Source organism: Paraburkholderia sp. EG286B, assembly GCF_040965655.1.
GTDB lineage: Bacteria > Pseudomonadota > Gammaproteobacteria > Burkholderiales > Burkholderiaceae > Paraburkholderia.
The window spans coordinates 1-20,504 of the sequence record NZ_JBFRCF010000043.1; the positions used below are offsets into that span (position 1 = coordinate 1).

A 20,504-nucleotide genomic window follows, 5' to 3' on the forward strand; every position below is an offset into this window, starting at 1 on the left:
TGACCTCCTCGCGGATGCCCGCGCACGGCTCGGGGGCGATGTGGCTCGCTATGCCTTCATCGTAGTGGACTCTCACCACCTACACCTTGCCGGTCTCCCGGCGCACCCAATACGGGTTCTCCACCCATTGCCAGACGACCTCTTCGTCGGACAGGTCGAACGCGTGCTGCAAATACAGCAGCCCGGCGATCAGCCTGGGCGACGTCGCCGGGCGCCCCTTGCGCGATACAAAGCTTTCGCTCATTGATGCGCCCAGTCGCTCCCAGTTGATCAGGTCGGCCAACCGTATCAACGGATGCTTCAGGTTGATCTGTTCGCGCAGCGGTTGGCGGAAGAAATCTCCCTCCGTCACAGGCGTCTTCGGACCCATCCGCACCTCGTCGAAAAATGCAGGATTCTCACGTTAATGTGCCAGGTTCCTGCAAATCTCACAACACCATTTCGGCCTCAAAGCTCTGCCGCACAAGGCTCTCCGAATTGTTCAGGCTCGACTCGATACTCTGCTGCAGAAGCAGCCGCGACAAGACCGCGGCGAAGCGGTTCATCAAGCGCCTACCAGCCGTTTGTCCTAGGGTGCCGGGCAAGATTGTCACCAAGCAGCTGCGCAGCTATCAAGCTGAAATCACCGAGCCGACAAACGCCAGCCATGCCTGCGTCAGAGCCAGCGCCCGGGTGAACGACCGCGCCGAATACAGTCATCGGGCACACGCGGAACGCGGGCGTCGGATGCCTGGTATCCGAGTCGCTTACCCCACCCAAGCGACCTTGTATAGCTTTGGTCCGGCCCGCAGCACTTTGCGTTCAGGCTACATCTCCTACGGGTTTCACGCTATCGCTAGCAACGCGCGGTGCAGCTTGCTGCGTAACATCGCTTCACCGAACTCATCCAAACTCCGTCTGCCTCATTCTGAGCGACAACTCGCCCGTGCCGGCATCGCCTTGTCTTCTTTAACGTGACAGCACCGACCCGACTGCCGAGCCACATTGTCCCATACGTCCTATGTAAACACGGCCGGGACCGAGATGGCTTGCGGCATCAACAAGTCAATCCTTACCGATAAAAATTTTCCGGAAATATCTAATAGCGATCAACATCTCCCCACCACTTTGGTGCGCTATATTCCACTCACATAGAATTCAAGATTCTATGGATCGCTGTTCTGTTCTCCATTACGACGGAGATGAACACGTCAACCAAGAGTTGTTGAATCGACCCCACCTCTGAGTAGCTCGCCGATTGTTATTTCGTCGCTCGCACCGGCTGCGAACGTCCGCCACCCGGCAAAGTCTATCGCAACGACACGCCGTCGCCGGTCCGCGCCGTACCAGAATTTGCCGATATGAGGGCGGTTCTAATTGCATATCCCGGTACCGTCCCGCCCGCCAATCGGCCATAGCTAGGAGCCGCGTCGCGGGCAGGCCGTGATAATTTAGTATTCGAAAAGAGCTGATTCGTCTGCAGCACAACGATATCGTGAAGCCAGTTCACGTTTGTCACGTGCGCGGACCTCAATCAGCGCGAGATCATCCTGCGGGGTCTGAAAAACACGGCCGACGAGATGTTGCTGAGGTTCGACGCAGACCGTCTTCATCTGGTCGGCTGGGACGCAGATACTTTGAACACGTAACTACGATCGGTGGTGGGTGCACGATCTGAAGAACGATACTTACGCGATCGCGAAACACACCCATACGACGCTTGGCGGTGGCTCTGTAGGTCTGATAGAGAGTGCGGAGAGCGGCAATTCGCTGGTAGGGTTGGGCATATTCGGTCCGAATGACGATTACGGCGCGGTCAAACTATCCGATTTTCTCAATGCTCCGATCCGAAAATGGAACACGGCCAGATGGGCCGGCGACAAACAGAGCCGCAGATTTCGGTCCACGATTGGTACTACCTCGGACTGCTCAACGTAGGCGGCAACTACATGGTCAACGGCAAAAGCGTGGTGGCCTCGCGTTACTTTGCCGCCTGGCAAAATGAGCCGCCTGGCGGCGAGGACGGCCAGTGCGAGGATGTCGTCGCCGGGCGCATGGACTACATTCTGGGGCAGTTGAACCGTTTTATGTGCTTCATACGTATCACGTGCTGAGTGATCCGACGGGCACCTACACCGAACATATGGATTGCTGGGGCAAATTTCTCGCGGAGGACAAGGTGCTTGCTGCGTCATCGCAGGACAAGAAGACCAACCATGTTTTCGATGCGATCGCCGTGTCATTCGAGAGCGAAGGCTTCGAGGTCTACCGAGTGCTATGCCACGACATTTTCGCGCCCAAAGCCGATAGGCCGACCACTACCGCCGCTGTCTCCTTTTTATATGCCAGAAACGCTGCTATGCGACGTTTGTGACATGCCGCCCGCCACGAAGCTGTGCCGGAGGACCGCCTTCGATGACCTCTGCTGACCGACGGTAAGCAAATGGCAGATGCTTTGCCCGGATCCTTGTGATCTCGCTCCGGAGATAGCTATTCGCTTGTCACCGCCCTGCATCAACCGTCGGAAACACATCGCGCGCTACGGGGCATGAGATGGATGCCAGCCAGCATGCAGCGCACCGAGCCGCCGGCGAGTTCGATCGTCGGGACGTCGAGCGGGACCAACCGCGCCGAGCGCTGGATTGTCGCGCGCTGGTCAAGCGTGAGGCAATCCAGCGCCCGGCGTGACAGCGCGAGCACCCGCCCGGTCTTGGCGGACAATTCCAGCGTATTGCCTGCGAAGTTCTCGATCTGCGATTGATCGAGCGTGATCAACGTGCGTCCCGTTTCGCTTAGACGACGCGCGATCTCCTCGCGGCGGTGGCAATCCGTTACCAAGTCTAGGCAAATCATCGCAAACTCGGTCGCGATGCTCATCATCACGTTGGTGTGGTAGATCGGCCGGCCCTCCGCGTCGGCCGTATCGAAGCAGATCGGTTCGAAATTGAAGTGGGTGCAGAAGCGTTCGAGTGCGATCGGATCGGCGCGGCGCGATCGCGCGGTGTATGCGATCACGATCCGCGCCACATGATCGAGCACCATTGCGCCGGTTCCTTCGAGGAAAACTTCGTCGAATTCGAGTCCCGAATAGTCGATCACGTCCTGCACGCGGTACTCGGTCTTTAGCATTTCGATGACGTCCGAGCGCCGCTCGCGGCGGCGGTTCGCGCTGGCCATCGGATACAGCGCGACGTGCCCGCCGGGATGCGTCGAGAACCAGTTGTTCGGAAACACGGAGTCGGGTGTGTCGCGTTCGCCGTGGTCCTCGAAGATGTGCACGCGCACGCCGGCATCAGTGAGCGCCTTGGCAGCGGCCGTGACTTCGTCGCGTGCGGTGGAGGACACCGACGCCGAGCGGCTCGCGTCGTCGTCGGATGTGTGCTGGAACGCGTTGTCGGCTGCGGTCTGCGGATTCGGCAGGAAGCAGTGAGGCCGGATCATCACGACGGAAGACGGCGCCTGAATCGATACTGTATTCATGAAGAGCTGAGCGATAGGCAAAGGACCGGGCGGCGCGAGCCGCCGGAGCAGGACGGTCAGCGCGCGAACGCGTTGACGGCTTCCGTCACGGACTCCGCGTGACCGTGCGCGATCGCGGCCGGATCATCGATCAGCGCGAACAGGTTCTTCGGATCGACGGCCGGCGGAATCAGCGCGATTTCGACGCCCGCGTTGTGCTGCTGCGCGAGCGCATACAGGTAGCGCAGCGCCGAGTAGTCCTCGAGCGCGAAGCCGACCGAGTCGAACACCGTGACTTCGTCCGCGCGTTCGCGGCCGGTCGTCTTGCCCTGCAGCACGCGCCACAGTTCGGTCACCGGGAAGTCGGCCGGCATCTGCTGGATCTCGCCCTCGATGCGCGACTGCGGCTCGAACTCGACGAATACGCGGCCCGCGGTGAGCACGCCCGCTTCGAGTTCGGTCTTGCCCGGGCAATCGCCGCCGACCGCGTTCAGGTGCATGCCGGGCTCGATCATGTCGGCTGTGACGATGGTCGCGTACGCCTTGTCTGCGGTGACGGTCGTCACGATGTCGGCGCCGCGCACCGCGTCGGCGGTCGACGCGGCGCGCACGACGCGCAGTGCCGGATAGGCGGCGAGGTTCTGCACCAGCTTGTCGGTCGCGTGCGGATCGACGTCGAACACGCGGATCTCTTCGATGCCGAGCAGCGTGTGGAACGCGATCGCCTGAAATTCGCTCTGCGCGCCGTTGCCGATCAGCGCCATCGTGCGCGAGTCGGGGCGGGCGAGTGCCTGCGCGGCCAGCACCGACGTCGCGGCCGTGCGCAGCGCGGTGGTCAGCGTGAGTTCGGCGAGCAGCAGCGGGTAGCCGGTGTCGACTTCGGCGAGCGCGCCGAATGCCATCACCGTGTGCATGCCGCGCGCGGCGTTGACGGGGTGGCCGTTCACGTACTTGAACGCGAACAGCGACGCGTTCGCGACGGGCATCAGCTCGATCACGCCGTCGCGCGAATGACAGGCGACGCGCGGCGACTTGTCGAAGTCGGTCCAGTGCAGGTAATCGGCGCGCAGCGTGTCGACGAGTTCACGCAGGAACGGCGTGACGCCGGTCGTGGCAATCAGTCGCGCGGTGGTGGGAACGTCGAGGAAGCGTGTCATTGGTGTATCTCCTTGAGTGAACGCGGCGAAAACGACCGCTCGATGGAGACATTGTCCCAACCAGGGCGACCAGCAGATAGATGACAAAATCGCCAAATTTGTCGATAAGCTATCCAGAATGCTCATTCCGATTCGTCAACGTGATCGGTTCGCGCTGGTCGTGCACGGCCAGACGCGACATGCTTGCAGCTGGACGAGATCTAACAGGAGCGACAAGTCCAATGGTTACTCTCGACGACGTAGATCGTCAGCTAATTGCGCTGTTGCGCGATAACGCGCGGCTGTCGGTCGTCGCGCTTTCGAAGACCTTGCGCATCGCGCGGGCTACCGTGCAGAACCGGATCACTCGACTCGAGAAAGACGGTGTGATCATCGGCTATACCGTGCGGCTGAAGCCCGCGGTCGAGCGCCACCGCATCCGTGCGCTTATGTCGATCGCGGTGCAGGGCAATCGTGCCACCGAAGTCGTGAAACTTCTGCGCGGGCATCCGAGCGTCGTCTCGATCCATAGTACAAACGGCAGGTGGGACCTCGTTGTCGAATTGCATGCCGATTCGTTGGAGCAATTCGATCGCGTGCTCGGCGCTGTTCGTCTTGTTGACGGAATCGCGAACACTGAAACGAGCATTCTCTTGTCGACGCATAAAGTCTGAACACGTCATCACTGTATCGGCTCACCACGATATGGTTTTGGTAGGTTTTCTTCTGCGGTTACTCATTCGCTCTCTTCACGCAGCCAATTCGGCTGTGTAAAGCATAAAATTCGACCGGAATCGTCGCGTGCGAACGCCAAGTCAACCGCAATGGCGAGATTTCCCGGCCGATAATTGCTCCGAATCCGGAAGGCTGGTGTCCCAGAACGGGCAGCCTGCGCCGGTCATTGTGGAGAGGAAATCAAATGAAATTCACACAGGCAATTGTTCGTCGTCCGGCCGCGTCTTGCGGCAACGGCCTAACCAACGCCCAACTCGGTCAAGCAGACTATGCAAAGACACTGCAGCAGTTCGAGGCATACTGCGCGAAGTTAAGCGAATTGGGTCTTGAAATCACGGAACTGCCTTCGCTTGACGCGTTTCCGGATGCCCACTTCGTTGAAGACGTGGCAGTGATTACCCCGGAATTCGCCGTGGTGACGTGTCCAGGCGCGCCAGCACGCAGCGGCGAGACAGATTCAATCGAAGTCCCGCTAGCCGCATGCCGTGAGATCAAGCCGATGCGTGACGGGCACCTTGATGGCGGCGACGTAATGCTGATCGACAAGCGTTTTTTTGTCGGGCTGTCGGCCCGTACCGACGTAGCGGGTGTGCGTGCGTTCAAGGACATCGTGTCGCGTTTTGGCTACGACGTCGAGGCGATGCCAATCGGTGCCAGCCTGCATCTGAAGTCATCGGTGAACTACCTGGGAGACGAGACACTGCTTGTTTGCGACGTGCTTGCCAACGAATCCGTATTCAAGAAGTTCCGCCGGATTGCCGTTGATATGGCCGACGAATATGCGTGTAACACGCTCGAAGTGAACGGTGAACTCATCACTCCGGCAGGTTACCCGCGAGTGCAAGAGCGTCTAGAAGCGCTTGGTATGCCGCTGCACGTGCTCGACGCTGGTGAGTTCCGTAAGATGGACGGCGGCCTGACCTGCCTGTCGCTGCGCTTCTAGGACAATATCGGCCCGGGCAAAAAATGCGGAGTCTGCCATCGAACGGTAGCTTGCACAAAGAATGAGCTGCGAGATAATGCCCGTGCGGGCGATAGGGTGGCGCTCAGCGGCTGGAGGCACTCGGTGTAATAAGGGGGTACTGCGCCGTAGTGCGACTACCGCAAGACGAGCCACCAGTGATTGTACTTGCGCAAATTGCGCTCGGCGATCACGTGCATTCTCAAGAGATGTTCGCGGAAGAAGTGCGCTCCAATCCCGCAGTGCTCGACTGCTGGCTGGTGAGCGGCGTGTTCGATTTTCTAGCGCGGATCGCGTGCCGCAATCTCGCCGAGTATCATGCTCTGGCGAATGCATGGCTCGCGAATCCGCGGTTCAATGTCGAGAAGGTCACAACGATAACTGAACTTCAGACGATCAAGCGTAGTACCGGTTGAAAAATGATCGATACGGCGTTATTGCGCCGATCGGGCGGTGCGACTTTGGCTGGTTCGCGCACGGGTGAGCGCTACTGGCATGCGATATCGGATCGATCATGTTGGGCCAGTCACACCAACTCATACGAGGTCGTTCATCGACTGGCCCGCCGTCCGGTCTTCATAGATATCTGACGTAGTCCTGGGCGCGCCCCCGAGCAATCGCAGAGTCTTGTTTTCAGATGACGCCGATGTCCCCGAGCTATCGCTCGCGGCGCTCGAGACAGAGATGACTCGTTTTGAGAAATCGGCCAGAGTCGGCTACGAGACGCAGCCGCGATATACTGTGCTGCCCCAGTCGCATAAGGAAGGGACGGTAGTACTACTGACCGACAAGATCAGAAACGCGGCATGGCCTTCGTCCGCTAGCACGCCATTTCGGTACGGCGAGCATCGCGTTCCGCGGTCAGTCGATGTCGCAAATGCTGCAAGACGAATGGAACTCGAAGCGTAACCGTTCCTATGGCGATCTGGAACGTTTTCCGAACCTTGAAGAATTCCTCGGTCGGCCACCGACCATCGTGGTCGCAGCGCAACCACGTGGTTAATACGCATCGAGAGCGCCGCGTATCGTGATCCGCTGTTCGGTCAGCTCCCCATCCCGTCCTGGGGGCGCTGTACTGCGCAATCTTTCCACGCGTGCCAAACAACGCATTTCAGCTCGCTTTAGGACGCTCTGGCGCATGGAACCGCTGTTGGTGCACGCGGCAGTATCGGCACGCGGTACACCGCTGGCGGTCGCCGACATCGCGCGCACCGTACTGGACGCGGCCTCGGTCACGTTAAACGCGATGATCGCTTACACCGCCGTGAAGGACGCTGTGGCAAGCTGCGGACGCAGTGTTCGAGTTCGTGTGCCGAGCCATTATCGAACAGCCACAGAACGCACCAAAATCATCCTATGCGACAGGGTGGGCAGCCTCTAAAAAGGGCGGCAGTTCTTCATGGTCGTAAGGCACTTTCCTCAGTTATATGCGTAGACGCATGATCCCCGATGACCAGTTCTTACTATCAAGCTATAACGGCTCAGGAAGATGGTCGGCGCCACTCGGTTTGGAAAAGCCTGTGCCGCAGGGACGCATGTTTGCGACGCTGTACGCCCCACGGGTATACCAAATCCGTATGGGCGCCAAATTTTTCCGCATTGGACGCGATGCCAGGTTGCCAAGCATGATGAGCTTGCCGCCCCGTACGTCGTCAGATGGCTGGGGGCTTGGGTGCAGGAAGACTTCAATTGGTGCGCCACTTCCGGAATCGATCGGGTTTGGATCATCGAAGGAAGTCTGCCGCGCGGCAATCACGGCGACCGCGCGTCGCCACGCAAATTCTTTTGCCCGCTTTTGAGGGACCAGTGAGGAGATCCAAAATGAAGGTGATTACAACTTTGCTGCTTGCGTTCGTCGCAACCAGTCTTTCGACGAACGCATCGGCGCAAGACCCTAAAGAGCTCCGCTTCGGCGTAGACAGTTCGTATCCGCCGTTTGAGTCGAAGTCTCCAGATGGACGGCTGGTTGGGTTCGACATAGACCTCGGCAATGAGATCTGCGCGAGGATGGAAGTCAAGTGCGTCTGGGTTGAAAATTCTTTTGATGGGATCATCGCCGCACTTCAGGCGCGGAAATTCGATGCAATCAACTCGTCGCTGTCGAAGAGCGCACAGCGCGCCGCAATCATCGATTTCAGCGACAAGTTATATGCGCCAATCGAAAAACTGGTCGTCAAAGGTGGCTCCGGACTGGCGGCAACAGTGGAATCCCTCAAAGGAAAGCGCGTTGGCGTGCTTCAGGGGAGTACGCAGGAAACCTATGCGAGAAAGTACTGGGGCGAAAACGGTGTCGACATCGTTTCGTATCAGACGCAGGACCAGGCATGGGCAGACCTCTTGAGCGGTCGACTAGACGCGGTGTTCGCATTTGCCCCGCAGGCTGAGGGCGGTTTTCTGAAGACAGCTCAAGGTCGCGACTATGGTTTTGCTGGGGGCCCTGCAATCAGGGATGCCGCGATCTTTGGTAACGGCGTATGCATCGGTGTCCGAAAGGGCGATAAGGTCCTTCTCAATGCGATCAATAACGCGATCGATGTCATACGTAAGGACGGTACCTATGACAGGCTCGCCAAAAAGTACTTCACATATGATGTATACGGCGGCTGACCTTCTGGGGAACCTCCAAACATGCTGAAAGTATTCGAACGCGACGTATGATTGCATCGAGCATGATTTGCCAACGAGTCCCGTGTTGTAGTGTTCCCGGGATAGCTATGGGCATCTGCTAACGTCTCAAGCTTGTTACACGAGCGACCTCGTAGATGCGGATGAACCATTAAAAACTACATCTCGCCTCATTGCTCAACGGAGGTTTCTGGTAGCTTTATCGCTAGCTTCTTCCTTTTAAGCGACGAAGTGATAGAAGAAGTCGAAGGCTTATCCCCGTCAGCGTCGACATGTCTTGTCAATCGACAGGCCCGACAACGTCTTCGTGTGCTAGCCGCCTGTGCTGACCGCGCGGGCGGCTACTCTAGCCCTCCACGGTTTCCTACGATAAACCTGACAAAAAACGGGCCGCCAGACAGTCGAGCCTTCTCGCTTTATCCATGTCTTATTCGTTCCAGATTTTCAGCTCGCGTTCGATTTCGCATTGGAGCAGAGTTGCAAACTCGCTAACGAGTTGCGGGGCGACATCATGTGGCGGATAAAGAAGAAAGCTGTGGTAACGGAGGGACGGCGAGAAAGGAAGAACCTTCACTCCCTGGCCGACGAAGTCTGTTGCAACGAGTGGATGAACCAACGTCACACCCATACCCAGTTTCACCATCTCACAACACGTAGCACTGTACTGTGCTTCGAGTGTTAGCTTGCGTTCAACTCCTTCTTCTTCAAACAACTGGTCAATGTTTTCCCGCGAACCATCGCCTTGACACATGGAGATGAACTCCTCCCCGCGAAGGTCGCTTGCCTTGATCGCAGTGCGTCGAGCAAGCCGATGCGTTTTCGGAATCATGCAAAGTGCCTGAGCGTCCGGTAACCGGGTAATCTGACACGTCGCCGCCCCTGAAACAAACGCCACGATTCCGACGTCGCAAAACTGGGACGAGACCCACTGCTCGACCGTAATCGATGAGTTCGTATGTATGGAGATGTTGACTCCCGGTCTCGTCCGTTTGAAACGTTCAACGACCCTGGGAAGGAAACTGAGTCCAATACCCGGCACAGCTCCGATGCGGAGGCGACCGCTTCCGAGGTTACGGATGGTATCTGCCGCGTACGTCAGGCTTTTCAGCCCCACAAAAACGCGCTGAACTTCGCGAAATAAAGCTTTGGCCTCCGGCCGTGGTAGCAAGCGTCCGCCTGTTCGATCAAACAGGACAAGACGTGTTTCATTCTCCAATTGCGCAATCAGCCTGCTCACGTTGGGCTGGGTTGTCTGCAAGTCGCGCGCTGCACCGGTCATTGACCCTGACTCCATTACTGCACGAAATGCCTCGATCTGTCGGAGCTTCATTGGGCCACCTATAAGGAAATGGTATAGGCATCGATTGTATTGGCATTTGACCGCCTGTGGGGCGCGCGTCACGATAGCGGTACTGCTGGTTTGCGTGTACTCGCGCTATCGGGGTGACAGGCGGCGCGGCGCGTCAGAAGCGTGGAAGTCATTCGTTGTCTCGGAGCGGAAAACTTCTAGGTATTCGAATCGAGACAACGATTGACGTCAATGCGAGTGCGCGGTGCAGCATCCGAGAGTGAGCCGTTACGCCAGAATTTTTTAACGAAAGAGGAGGTTTCATGATCCGCCGTTTGGAGAGTACGGGCCGATTGAGCAAGGTATTGATCGCGAATGGATTCGCTTTTTTTTCTGGCCTAACGGCCCGCGACACTACAGGGGACGTCAAGGAGCAGGTAGCAGATATCCTTGCACAGATCGATAACTATCTGCTGGCCGCCGGCAGTGCCAAATCGCGTATTGCGGTTGCGAATATCTGGCTTAAGGATGTTAGCGCCTTCGATGAGCTAAACGAAGTATGGGAAGCTTGGGTCGATAAAGAACATCCCCCCGCGCGCGCGACGGTCGAGTCGAAATTGGCTGGGGAAGACATCCTCGTCGAGATCCAGGTTCAAGCGGTAATTTGAAGAGGAGACGCGTGATGTTGCGAGAGCGATATACGTTTATCAGAGGGAAGGGCAAATGAATCTGCATGGAAAAGCTCCGAATGATCCGTCATGGTGGTTTGAGGAGGCGCTGCGGAGCGAGGGTGTACAACCTGCGGCGCCTGCCCTTACCGGCGTGCTCACGGTTGACGTAGTGATCGTTGGTGGCGGGTATACGGGACTGTGGACTGCACTGGCCCTCAAGGAGCGCGCCCCAGATCTCATCGTCGCTCTCATTGAATCGTCCCAGTGCGGTTCCGGCGCTAGCGGTAAAAATGGTGGGAAGGCCAGCGGGTACTGGCCGTCTCTCACTGGAATCGCGGCGAACATTGGCCCTGATGCGGCGTTGGCCGTTGCAAGAGCCGGCACGCGGGCTCAGGACGCTATTCGGCTGTTTGCTACCGAGCCTGGTCGCGACGTATGGTGGCGTGAAAACGGTCACATGCGCGTCTCCGCCGCACCGGCGCAAGATGCCCAGATCGCAACATACCTTGATACGGCACGGCAACTCGGCGTCCCGGACACCGTACGGTCGCTGACGCCCGAAGAAGTGCAGGAGATTTGCGGATCTCCCGTTTTCCGGGAGGGCGTATATTTCCCCGAGGGCGCGACTGTCCAACCAGCACGTCTGGCGCGCCAGTTGCGAGCTGCGGCGATTGCTGCGGATGTGAAGGTATTCGAAGGCACGCCGATGATTCGGCTCGACGAGGGAACGCTCAATCGCGTCGTCACCCCTAACGGTGAAATCATCGCAAAGGAAGTGGTGCTCGCGACCAATATCGAACTCGCGAAGCGCAGGGAGATCGTCCCATACCTTACCGTGTTCTCATCCTACGCATTGATGACGCAACCGGCACCGGAGAAAATAAGTCTAATGGGCTGGAAGCGGGAGGAAGGCATTACTGACTTGCGGATGTTCGTCCACTACTTTCGGAAGACTATCGATGGACGGATCCTCATGGGCTCAGGCTCGGGTCCGATCGGCTTTGGGGGAAATACGTCGGATCCACGGCTGACTACTGACCTGGCGTCGGCAGTACGTGCGGAGCGCGGCCTCCGTCGCCTGTTGCCGGCTTTCAGAGACGTTCAGATTGACAGAACATGGGGCGGTGGCATCGATATATCGTTTGACCGGCTACCGTTCTTTAGAACGTTACCTGGAACCCGCGTCCACTACGCCTGCGGATTTTCGGGGCATGGTGTTAATCCAACATACATTGGGGGGCAATGTCTTGCGTCGCTCGTTTTGAGGTCAAAAGACGAATGGAGTTCGCTACCTTTCTGTACGCGTGAACCACGAGCGTTGCCGCCCGAGCCTCTTCGATATGTCGGCGGACGCTTTGTGCGCTGGGGTATTCTCCGATGCGAAGAAGACGAAGAAGTTGGCAAGACGTCACGATTGTTACCTCGAGTCGCTGCGGCTATCCCAAAAACGTTTGGCCTGAGAATCGGTACCCGATGATGGTGAGCAAATCCATTGGCGGCCCGGCTAATGCCCTGCAGGCGGTGTTAGACCAACGGTGAACCGTGCTCTGATCGGCTCTGGAAACCATCCGTGTATGTCGCCCCGTTCGCAGTCTGGGCAGTGGAGGTGACTGTGCGTGACCCGCTGGGGGCCACTCAGCGACAAGGAATCTCACCTCATACGGAGTTCGGCGGCAAAAAGCTGGCCGATTTGCTGCCGCACGTCGGTTCTATTCGAATTAGCCCTGTTTAAATAACGAATGGAAAGGACCGTGCGCCAGGTGGGGGGTGCTCCTTTCGGCCCGTCTGAATTCTCTTTGCCGTCCGGGATGACTGATTGGTGACCGCATGGGGAGATTTGCGCGGCCTTCTAGCCGTTAACTTATCTACGACAAGCATGGAGACGAGTGTGTTTTTATTCGGATTTGGCCCGCAGCTGCTGGCCGGTACTGTCCGTACAATCGAATTGTCGGTGCTGTCCCTCGCGGCCGCGTTTGTCTTGGGCCTCTTGGGTGCCGTGGCGAAACTATCGCAGAATCGTGGCTTTCGCACAATCGGTCTGGCATATACGACCTTGATCCGATCTGTACCGGACCTTGTGCTCATGCTTCTTATCTTTTACAGCATCCAGATTGAGGTCAACAAGCTAAGAGACCGTTTCCAAAAGACTGCTCGGCACGTCTGAAGATGTTCCAGCAGACGAGCGAGCAACCAAGTTTAAGGAATGCCTCGTGAATGTCGGCTCGACGCTCAAAGCGAATGCGAAGACGACGAAAATTGTGCAGCCATGCGTGAGTCCGCTCGACCACCCAGCGGAATTTGCCGAGTCCGCTACCGTGTTCCGTACGGCGCCTGGCGATCACCGGTTCGATACCGCGCGCACGAAGCCGCTCACGATGCGGCTCGGAGTCGTAGCCGCGATCTGCGTAGATGACCTTGGGCTTGCGAAGCGGTCGGCCGCGTACGCCGCGAATGGGCGGGATCGCGTCAATGAGCGGCAGCAACTGGGTAACGTCGTTACGATTCGCGCCAGTCAGGATTGCACTGATGGGCACGCCGTTGGCGTCGACGAGGATGTGATGCTTCGAACCTGGTCGCGAGCGATCGGTGGGGTTCGGGCCAGTTTTTCGCCCGCCCCAACGGCTCGCACCGAGGATGAATCGACCGCTGCCCGTGAGAAATCGAGTTCGCCGGCCTCGCGTAACTTGGCGAGCAGCAACTCGTGCAACGCGCTCCACACGCCGGCCTTTTGCCAGTCGCGCAAACGCCTCCAGCAGGTCGGCCCCGATCCGAATCCCAGCTTGGTTGAAAGGTCGCACCAGCGTATTCCGGTCTTGAATACGAACAGGATGCCGTTCAGCGCAGCCCGGTCTGAAATCGGAAGCCGCCCCGGGTATTTCTTGCGACGCGGCTTCGGCGGCGGTAGCAAAGGTTCGATCAATGCCCACAGTTCGTCATCAATGATCGGTGCGCCCATCCCCTTGGTTCCAGTTGTTCAGACGACCAAGGTTAACAGCTTGCCGAAAAGGTTAACAGCCCCCTTGGGGTCTTTTTGAAATGGTCTCTTAGGTTCGCACGAATGCCCACAGAAATTGTGGATAACCCGACCAACCGGACCGCGGGAACGCGGATACGATACGAAGGCACTGTCAACTTGGCTGACTTCGTCGATGACGATCCATAACGCACTGCGGCTCAGAAGCCAGTCGACGGAGTTTGGGTGACGTACTGTTATTCGAGTGCAGGCCGATTCCGCTAAACTTGTCCATCCCGGCCTCCTGTGCGTCAAGTGGGTCTCGCAACCTCAACTCTACGCCCGCCGTTTCACCGCAACGGCGTGAGGCCGGCTACATGATTATCAGAGCCCGTACCTGACAATCGCCGATGACCGTCTGGCGGCCGGAACCACTCGCCCCTCTTTTCTGGAACGGATATGACACTACTCAAGAGTCGCGTCGCGGCTACCGAAGAAAAACTGAAGGCACTGAAGGAAGCACGCAAGGCCTCCGACCGCGCGCGACGGAAGACGTACAGGCAGAGCCGCGTCGATCGTGAACGCAAGGTCATGCTCGTTGGCGAAGCCGTGCTCCACCGCGTAGAGCGCGGAGAATGGGACGAGAGTGAGTTTCGCCAAATGATGAACGACGCACTCACGCGCCCCGCGGACGGCGCACTTTTTGATCTCGACGAATAGGGGCATCGATGCAGTGAGGCGACGTGGTACGCGATGAATCCTACGCCCCATGGGCAACTCACTTTGGTGCCTCCTTCGGTCACCGTCTATAGCGGCCCGGCGCGAACCAATTACGCTTCGCCCCAGCCGCAGACTTTGACCGGTGTCAAATTTCGCTCGAGCTATATTGCGCCTACGCATCCCACCAAGCCGCGTCGCGCGACCACGCGACACACGCGGCATAGCCGCTCAGGGCGCGAAGCCAAACTGCGTCGAGATTCGCAATCACGTCGCGATCGCGTACGCTCTCCTCGCTTACCACGATGCGTGGCTCGTGCTGCCTGTCGCCAAGTACCGAAAACCACGTCATGCCCCCTCCGATGCCGGCGCCAAGTGCCTTCAACATCGCTTCCTTTGCCGTCCATACGTCATAAAACGCGTCGGCTCGCTTATGCATCGGCAAAGCCGTCACGTGTGCCTCGTCGCGCGGCGCAAACACCGCTGACGTGAGCTTCCGCCAGTTCATGTCTTTACGAGCAAATTCGATATCGACACCGACCCTCCGTTGCCGGCCAATCGCGATCAGAGCATACTGCTCCGAATGCGAAACGTTAAAGTCGAGTTGCCCACCGGGCCCACTTTGCATCGACTTATGGAGGCGCGGCCGTCCGCCGGTGTCTCGCTCGAAACGCAATTCACTGGCCTTCAAATCTGTTCGTTCCGCAAGCAACTGACGCAGCGCGACGCGCGTCATCGCATAACGCAGCGCATCGTCGTGGCGTCGGAAGCGCGCGACCTTCGCACGCTCATCGTCCGAGAGCGGGGCGAATGCGGGACAGTCGAGCGTCACGCGAAAATCGAAGGTGACGCAAAAAATTTCAATATCTGCAGCGGATGCACGCGGTGCAGCGAGTTCGCGCACATTGAACGCCGACGTCGCAGGGACGAGCATCGATTCACTCCGGTAGTGACGACAACAGGCGGTTGCTGCGCGGGGAACAGGTGCCCGGGCCCGGGCCGAATTGCCACGAAGGTTCTGTCGCAGTAATGGTGCGGGGTAAAATGGGTCGTTCATGACGGAAGCCGATAGTGATCGTAACGACGGGCAGATCGCCACGCAAAACATTGCCGCAAGGAGTGGCAAAGAGACTCAAACGACGTGCGTACCAGTGCCATTGCCTTCGCCGAATGAGTGACGGATCTGGTGCGCTGTGGCGTCAGCTGTACGAGCTGATCCGTCAACATCGATCCCTCCGAACGTCGGCAGCATCATCTGCTGTCGATTGTCGAGCGATTTGCTCAACGTTGTCCGCCCCATAGTGTTGGACTTACCGTCAACAGCCGATTCTAGGCACTTCGTCCGGGACTCTAGAACTGTGGCGCGGACTAGCGCCGGCGCGGCAGATCAACACTTCAAAACTGGTCGATATTAGAAAATCGCTTGGGTATCGAAAAACATTTTATATCAATGCGATGCAGGATCGATGGAATGATAGTAGCCATTCCGTATGGGGTGCAGGTGGTCGGAGGTTCAAATCCTCTCGCCCCGACCAGAAAAATCAAGGACTTACGGTGCAAGCCGTAAGTCCTTTTCCTTTGGAGCGCCGAATTTGCCCCCACGTTTGCCCCCACACGATGGGTGGGTCACTTTGGAAGGGAGCGGACTTTTCCGCATGCGAGGCGGTGCTGCGCCCAGAACCGTACTCAGGTGGTGACGACAACGCTCGGGCGCACACAACTTGCACAGCATTCAGGGGTGAACAAGGCTTCTAGGGTTGAAGGGGCGGAGCAACCGGAACCTGACCCTTTAGGCACGTGAAGGGGCGATCGACTTGCCCCTTGCGATCCTCACAGCGATTGCGCCAGATATCAACGGAAACGCAAAAAAAATCGGTCGCCATGACCGGGCTTGCTGTTTGATGCTTTGGTGGGCGTGGGGGATTCGAATCTGCAACAGCGGTTGACAAGTTCTGCATTGATTCTCTCGTAGCCGAAAATCTTGCCTCCTCGTCTCCGCCGACTCGGCTCCCTCGTACGAAATCCCCGAGGAGGGCCGCGATACCTATAAAATTCCTGATCCCCAGCTCCGTCCGGCGGAGGAGTCGTGATTGCGGCGCGTTCACCGGAACTTCATGATGAAACTACCTGAGCCTGATATCGAAAGCGTCGAGCGTGCAATCCTTGCCCTTCAGGAGCAGCCGGAGCTTGAGCTAATAGTCCCGGCGACAACAAGGGGTGTGACGTCATTCTGTGCGGAATCGGCGCTCCTCCAGTTCGTCGTTACGTGGGCTCGCTTGGCGGAACGATCGGGTGTCGCCGTCTTTTCCCACCTTGAATCTACGACCGGCTCATTCGAGGCAGAACTGCGTAAGCAACTTGGGTTGCCTTACTTCCTGGCCGCTTGGGTTCTCGCCGGACGCCTCTACGATGCAAATCGTAATCTGCTGAAACGGAGGGAAGCAAAGGGATATTCAGATTTCCTCGATGCAATGGAAAACTTTGACTTCCAGCATACGCATGGAACGCTGGAGACCCGAGCTAATCTGATCTGCGTCCAAGGCGGCAAACGGGAGTTTATTCGCCCCTTCTACGAATTTTACGAGTCGAAATGGAAGGTGAAGCGCGAGGGAGATGTCCGCGTCATCATACAGGACATCCTGATGCAGCTTGCGCCTGCATGGGTAGCGCGTTACGTGCGGGAGGTTACTGAATCTCTTGCTCACTTAGTTAGAGAGCTCGTCGAGAATTCCGACTGGTGGGCGAGGGTCGACCAGCATGGCGTCGAATACGCGAGGGGCATACGTGCCGTGACGTTCAAACTGATCGACATTGATCAAGATAACCTGCCCATGTTCGCAGGCGGCAACACTCATATTCAGAGCTATCTTATCCATAATCTCACCACACATGAACGTGCGAGAGAGGAACCGCCAAGCTCACATTCCGGCACGATAAGAAAACTGAGCTTCGTGGAACTATCCATGGTGGACTCCGGACCGGGCCTTGCGCGTCGCTGGCTGGCTAACCGGCAGGACAACAAACGCTCACTCGGAAAGATCGACGAGATTAGTGTGCAGGAAGAGGAAGATGCGGTCATCGAATGCTTCAAGAAATGGAGGACCAGCTCCGGCAACAGCCTGCGTGGAATCGGCCTCTTCAGCGTCGCCAGCCTCCTCCGGAAGCGCAATGGTTTTTTGCGACTCAGGACCGGCCGACTTGGATTTCTCTTTGGTACACAGTCCGCTATAAACGACATCGAAATTCAGCTGAAGAGGATCGGTCCCTCCGCTGACTACCTCAAGTTACCCGACGGGACCCACGTCTTTTTGCAAGATGGAGAGATGGTCTTTTTTCTCCGTCCGTGGTCTCAAAATGAAGCTGGCCCAGTAGAAGGCACGGCCTACTCCATCCTTTTGCCAGTCTGACAGACATGCTTTTCATTCCATTTTCTGGGCCTACAGCGCTCACGCGGGATGCTCTGCTGTTATTTCTCGGCACCGACTCCCCGACATGGCAAGAAATAAGAGAGAAATTCAAGGAGTGGGCGGATAGCAATGTCATCACGCCGGAACTCCTGATCCTCGCCACCGTTGAAACGGCGCGCTCTCTACGGGAAGCTTCAGAGAGCGATGCGGAGAGCCGTAGTTCGATCGAGGTAATCAGCAGACTATGCCGGGTTCGGCTCTTTTCCTTTGACGGAAATGGCTACATCTGTCATGTAGAAAAGAAAACTGAAGATCGGATGGCAGTTGATGGAGCGAAGGAAATGCTCCTGCCAGCAGTCAAAAGCTTGATCACATCGGAGCTCGAGACCGGCAAAGTCGTCGCCGCGGCACCGCCAGGCTTTTACTTTTCCAAGCTGTCTAACCGGCATTCCTCGCATTTCATCCGTGCGGAGAGTCTCCTGAGCGGCACGGAGTCGATCGAACTCCTCGCTCTCCGGCTGCTCGAGCCGTTCCGGGCATATTGCGACGGCCTCGATGACCGCAAGGTCCGCATTCTGATTGACTCAATGTCTATATGGCCGTTAGCGCAAGCGTTGGCGACCATGAGGCGGGGCAAAGATCCTAAGCGCCGCTATATCGTTGAGAGCTTTCGCTCTTACGATGGATTATCTGAGGACTCCATAGAATCTGGGCCGGCATTTACGATCATTTCTGCGTCAACGTCGGGAGGGCTCGAGAGAGGGTTACTGGACAAGCTCGGGTCGAATCATGTGACATTCCACACCGTCCTTGGTCTGGAGCCGAACGCGGCGATGAGCAGTGAGCAAGCCGCGCTCTACCAGAGCAAGTGTCTATTTATTATTCCCCGTAAGCTGTTTGGCTCGTCAGCGCTTGAGGGGTTACGGGAGCGTTTCGAGACTGACATTACCGAGGTGCCGCCAGGGTGCGAATCCGTCCAGATAATCGGCGAGCGCTTCCTTAGCCAGAACTTTCGGCCGAAAGGCGCAAGGCTCGCTCACGGGGCTCTTGACGATGGCAGGAAAAGCCAACTTGCCCAGATTGCGCAAGGCCGCATCGCGCTTGCTGCCCGGCGGCGTCCCGACGATAAGTCCTATTGGTCTCTATCATTTGATCTCGCTTCGCTGGTGGATCGCTACTGCGTCGACGACGAGAATGGAGAGTGCCTTTTACGTAGCTGGCTGACCAACTACGCTGCGGCAGGAAACGCCGTAGTCGTATATCCGGTCGACACGCTGGAAGGCGGGCGCCCGGACGAAGGGGAGCCGAAGCGCATGGCTGAAAGGATCCAGGAACTGCTTCAGTGGGCCTCTCCCGCAGCGATCGTGCAGGTCGTGAGTAGCTACGATCTTGACCATCCTTGCGGGGAACTGACCGCTTTTATACGAAACGCCGGAGTGGTGATAGCCGCTCCAATTGTCGGCAACGGCTTCATCTTCAAGCAGATCAGCGCAGCGCTCAGAGTCATACAGCCCAAGGGGCCGCGGCTCTATCTTTCCCTCGCGATACTTCCCGAAAGCCAGGAGCGCTTGCATGAGCTTCGCGCGGATCTGCAATCGAACGCGGATGACAGCGCTTATCACTTCAAGTGCGCCATTGCGTTGCCGACAGGCAAGCTTGATCAGGACATTGACTGGTATCAGGAGTCGAGAATTCTGGCCGACGTCGTCGATGCCTGCGCCGACGAGGGAATCGAAGTGCCACCACGCCTTGAGGAACGACTTGCAAGATTTCGCGCCGGTAATGGGTTACCCGGGGAACTGGCGTTCCTGCCGTCGTATCGCGGAAATGCACTTGCCATGTCGCCGGGGTTTCTCCTCTGGAAAAGCAAGACGGCCATAGCCGGAAATGATCTTGGCGCCGGTGTGCTCATGAGCGTCGCGGCGTTTCTTGAAGCATGTCGTACGGGCGCTACAAAGAATAGCGAGACGAGCCTTGTCAGCGGACTTTTTCAGCAGACTCTTATTGCACCTGCTAACTTTACCCGATTTAACGACCCTGCAATTCAGGCGGCGTTGCTCAGAGCGGCCTATAAACCGGAGCTCAACTTTGCAGCAAGCCTCGACATGAGCAGTGACATGCAGCGGCTTATATTGCGTCTCATACGACTGCACGACGCTCCTGCTGGCGAAGCTCTTCCAGAATTTATGCTTGCATTGGCCATGAATCGGCTCACTCTACACAGGGAACACATACCGGAGGTCCGTCGGCAAGCACTCGAATTGCCGGGCTGGATCGGCATGCTCGCCAAAGAAATCAGCTAACGTGTGTGTTTGCTAACGTTTATCAGTGGGGCGACACGCTTGAGCGTCGCTGCAAAATGAAGGGGCATTGGTCGCGGGATCGCGCGGGCTCATCGGCTACCGTCTTCCCGTTATAATTAGCTAGGCTAAGGTCGAGGCTCTCGTATGAGCCCCCAATCCGTTGGACTCCGTCTCCGCCAGCAATGGTGGCGAAACCCCGCAGAGTCTAGGCTCTGCGGGGTTTTGTTCTTCTGCGACCTGCAAATCGACCATCAAATGACAAGTGGTTGC

General features: G+C 57.6%; 17 protein-coding genes and 4 pseudogenes. 14 read left to right on the top strand and 7 right to left on the bottom strand.

The window, feature by feature from the left end; genetic code table 11:
* Nucleotides 1-106: 106 nt before the first annotated feature.
* A pseudogene (locus tag AB4Y42_RS40840) lies at nucleotides 107-370 on the bottom strand (transposase); the annotation flags it as partial.
* 173 nt (nucleotides 371-543) lie between these two features.
* Here AB4Y42_RS40840 and AB4Y42_RS40845 point away from each other — a divergent pair.
* The 3 genes from AB4Y42_RS40845 to AB4Y42_RS40855 all read left to right on the top strand — a co-directional run bounded on the left by AB4Y42_RS40845 (nucleotide 544) and on the right by AB4Y42_RS40855 (nucleotide 2,353).
* On the top strand, nucleotides 544-957 hold the full coding sequence (locus AB4Y42_RS40845; protein ID WP_368697506.1) for a hypothetical protein: 414 nt from the start codon (nucleotides 544-546) through the stop codon (nucleotides 955-957).
* Between the two features lie 875 nt (nucleotides 958-1,832).
* Nucleotides 1,833-2,093 (top strand): hypothetical protein, encoded by a 261-nt coding sequence (locus tag AB4Y42_RS40850; protein WP_368697482.1) that lies wholly within the window; start codon nucleotides 1,833-1,835, stop codon nucleotides 2,091-2,093.
* Nucleotides 2,087-2,353 carry a hypothetical protein gene (locus AB4Y42_RS40855; protein WP_368697483.1) on the top strand — a complete coding sequence of 89 codons (267 nt, stop codon included), beginning with the start codon at nucleotides 2,087-2,089 and terminating at the stop codon, nucleotides 2,351-2,353. The genes AB4Y42_RS40850 and AB4Y42_RS40855 overlap by 7 nt, the downstream gene beginning before the upstream one ends.
* A gap of 140 nt (nucleotides 2,354-2,493) precedes the next feature.
* Here the strand turns inward: AB4Y42_RS40855 and ctlX are convergent, their stop codons facing one another.
* The gene (gene ctlX / locus AB4Y42_RS40860) at nucleotides 2,494-3,459 is read right to left on the bottom strand and encodes a citrulline utilization hydrolase CtlX (protein ID WP_368697484.1); all 966 of its coding nucleotides are present in this window, start codon (nucleotides 3,457-3,459) and stop codon (nucleotides 2,494-2,496) included.
* A gap of 56 nt (nucleotides 3,460-3,515) precedes the next feature.
* A complete protein-coding gene (locus AB4Y42_RS40865; RefSeq protein WP_368697485.1) occupies nucleotides 3,516-4,595 on the bottom strand; it encodes an ornithine cyclodeaminase in 1,080 nt (359 codons plus the stop codon).
* Between the two features lie 221 nt (nucleotides 4,596-4,816).
* Here AB4Y42_RS40865 and AB4Y42_RS40870 point away from each other — a divergent pair, with 221 nt between their 5' ends.
* The 5 genes and pseudogenes from AB4Y42_RS40870 to AB4Y42_RS40890 all read left to right on the top strand — a co-directional run bounded on the left by AB4Y42_RS40870 (nucleotide 4,817) and on the right by AB4Y42_RS40890 (nucleotide 8,877).
* Nucleotides 4,817-5,248 carry an Lrp/AsnC family transcriptional regulator gene (locus AB4Y42_RS40870; protein ID WP_368697486.1) on the top strand — a complete coding sequence of 144 codons (432 nt, stop codon included), beginning with the start codon at nucleotides 4,817-4,819 and terminating at the stop codon, nucleotides 5,246-5,248.
* A 245-nt stretch (nucleotides 5,249-5,493) separates the two neighbouring features.
* On the top strand, nucleotides 5,494-6,252 hold the full coding sequence (locus tag AB4Y42_RS40875) for a dimethylarginine dimethylaminohydrolase family protein (RefSeq protein ID WP_368697487.1): 759 nt from the start codon (nucleotides 5,494-5,496) through the stop codon (nucleotides 6,250-6,252).
* Nucleotides 6,253-6,356: 104 nt separating this feature from the next.
* A pseudogene (locus tag AB4Y42_RS40880) lies at nucleotides 6,357-6,686 on the top strand (Lrp/AsnC family transcriptional regulator); the annotation flags it as partial.
* 722 nt (nucleotides 6,687-7,408) lie between these two features.
* Complete coding sequence (locus AB4Y42_RS40885; protein WP_368697488.1) at nucleotides 7,409-7,651, top strand: hypothetical protein; 243 nt, start codon at nucleotides 7,409-7,411, stop codon at nucleotides 7,649-7,651.
* Between the two features lie 440 nt (nucleotides 7,652-8,091).
* On the top strand, nucleotides 8,092-8,877 hold the full coding sequence (locus tag AB4Y42_RS40890) for an ABC transporter substrate-binding protein (protein ID WP_368697489.1): 786 nt from the start codon (nucleotides 8,092-8,094) through the stop codon (nucleotides 8,875-8,877).
* 445 nt (nucleotides 8,878-9,322) lie between these two features.
* Here the strand turns inward: AB4Y42_RS40890 and AB4Y42_RS40895 are convergent, their stop codons facing one another.
* Nucleotides 9,323-10,174 carry a LysR family transcriptional regulator gene (locus tag AB4Y42_RS40895; RefSeq protein ID WP_368697490.1) on the bottom strand — a complete coding sequence of 284 codons (852 nt, stop codon included), beginning with the start codon at nucleotides 10,172-10,174 and terminating at the stop codon, nucleotides 9,323-9,325.
* Nucleotides 10,175-10,506: 332 nt separating this feature from the next.
* Here AB4Y42_RS40895 and AB4Y42_RS40900 point away from each other — a divergent pair, with 332 nt between their 5' ends.
* The 3 genes and pseudogenes from AB4Y42_RS40900 to AB4Y42_RS40910 all read left to right on the top strand — a co-directional run.
* Complete coding sequence (locus AB4Y42_RS40900) at nucleotides 10,507-10,851, top strand: RidA family protein (protein ID WP_368697491.1); 345 nt, start codon at nucleotides 10,507-10,509, stop codon at nucleotides 10,849-10,851.
* Between the two features lie 55 nt (nucleotides 10,852-10,906).
* A complete protein-coding gene (locus AB4Y42_RS40905) occupies nucleotides 10,907-12,331 on the top strand; it encodes an NAD(P)/FAD-dependent oxidoreductase (RefSeq protein ID WP_368697492.1) in 1,425 nt (474 codons plus the stop codon).
* 411 nt (nucleotides 12,332-12,742) lie between these two features.
* A pseudogene (locus AB4Y42_RS40910) lies at nucleotides 12,743-12,979 on the top strand (ABC transporter permease subunit); the annotation flags it as partial.
* On the opposite strand, the gene AB4Y42_RS40915 reads toward AB4Y42_RS40910, so the two are convergent.
* Entirely contained in the window at nucleotides 12,972-13,652 is a 681-nt protein-coding gene (locus AB4Y42_RS40915) for an IS5 family transposase (protein ID WP_368697493.1), read from the bottom strand. The pseudogene AB4Y42_RS40910 and the gene AB4Y42_RS40915 overlap by 8 nt on opposite strands.
* Nucleotides 13,616-13,810 (bottom strand): annotated as a pseudogene (locus AB4Y42_RS40920) (transposase); the annotation flags it as partial. The gene AB4Y42_RS40915 and the pseudogene AB4Y42_RS40920, both read right to left, overlap by 37 nt.
* A 456-nt stretch (nucleotides 13,811-14,266) precedes the next feature.
* On the opposite strand from AB4Y42_RS40920, the gene AB4Y42_RS40925 reads away from it, so the two are divergent.
* Complete coding sequence (locus AB4Y42_RS40925; RefSeq protein WP_368697494.1) at nucleotides 14,267-14,527, top strand: hypothetical protein; 261 nt, start codon at nucleotides 14,267-14,269, stop codon at nucleotides 14,525-14,527.
* A 172-nt stretch (nucleotides 14,528-14,699) separates the two neighbouring features.
* On the opposite strand, the gene AB4Y42_RS40930 is transcribed toward AB4Y42_RS40925, so the two are convergent.
* Nucleotides 14,700-15,458: a 4'-phosphopantetheinyl transferase superfamily protein gene (locus AB4Y42_RS40930; RefSeq protein WP_368697495.1), complete on the bottom strand. Its 759-nt coding sequence runs from the start codon at nucleotides 15,456-15,458 to the stop codon at nucleotides 14,700-14,702.
* Nucleotides 15,459-16,638: 1,180 nt separating this feature from the next.
* Here AB4Y42_RS40930 and AB4Y42_RS40935 point away from each other — a divergent pair.
* Both AB4Y42_RS40935 and AB4Y42_RS40940 read left to right on the top strand, forming a co-directional pair.
* On the top strand, nucleotides 16,639-17,931 hold the full coding sequence (locus AB4Y42_RS40935; RefSeq protein WP_368697496.1) for a hypothetical protein: 1,293 nt from the start codon (nucleotides 16,639-16,641) through the stop codon (nucleotides 17,929-17,931).
* 5 nt (nucleotides 17,932-17,936) lie between these two features.
* The gene (locus AB4Y42_RS40940; protein ID WP_368697497.1) at nucleotides 17,937-20,234 is read left to right on the top strand and encodes a hypothetical protein; all 2,298 of its coding nucleotides are present in this window, start codon (nucleotides 17,937-17,939) and stop codon (nucleotides 20,232-20,234) included.
* The last annotated feature ends 270 nt before the right edge of the window (nucleotides 20,235-20,504 follow it).